Origin of the sequence: Terrisporobacter mayombei, assembly GCF_020748465.1 — a bacterium.
In the GTDB taxonomy this organism is placed as follows: domain Bacteria; phylum Bacillota; class Clostridia; order Peptostreptococcales; family Peptostreptococcaceae; genus Terrisporobacter; species Terrisporobacter mayombei.
In genome coordinates, this window is sequence record NZ_JAHZMP010000050.1 from 1 (window position 1) to 632 (window position 632).

A 632-nucleotide genomic window follows, 5' to 3' on the forward strand; every position below is an offset into this window, starting at 1 on the left:
CTTTTGGAAGCGAGTGTCGAAGGTGAAATCAATAACTGGGGTGAAGTCGTAACAAGGTAGCCGTATCGGAAGGTGCGGCTGGATCACCTCCTTTCTAGGGAGAATTAACCTACTGTTTAATTTTGAGAGTTTTTTTACTTTCTCATCTAAATACATTGGCGGTTTTTAATCACCAATGTATCTTTACGTGGGGGTGTAGCTCAGCTGGGAGAGCACTTGCCTTGCACGCAAGGGGTCAGGAGTTCGATCCTCCTCATCTCCACCATTATTTTCATGTCATTTTATACTATAATAAAAAAATTATATAAAAAATTTTTACGAAATGACTTTGAATAATAAAAAGAGTGAAACCCTAAAGAATGTACTTTGAGCAACTGGATAAGTATGAATGAATATGAATACTTAGATGTTGGCGACGTGCGTTAGTACTTTGAAAACTGCATAACATTTAGTGATATGACATTAATATAAAGAAGAGATAACTTCTATAAAAATATCAACTCAATTAATAACTGGTCAAGTTATTAAGGGTGTAGGGCGAATGCCTTGGCACTAGGAGCCGATGAAGGACGCGATAAGCTGCGATAAGCTTGGGGGAGTTGCACGTAAACTTTGATCCCAAGATTTCCGAA

1 tRNA gene and 2 rRNA genes are annotated in these 632 nt (G+C 38.1%); all 3 read left to right on the forward strand.

Going from position 1 to position 632, the window contains the following annotated elements:
- Positions 1–94, forward strand: a 16S ribosomal RNA gene (locus tag K0039_RS20210); the annotation flags it as partial.
- 95 nt (positions 95–189) lie between these two features.
- Positions 190–265, forward strand: a tRNA-Ala gene (locus K0039_RS20215).
- Positions 266–514: 249 nt separating this feature from the next.
- Positions 515–632 (forward strand): 23S ribosomal RNA (locus K0039_RS20220); the annotation flags it as partial.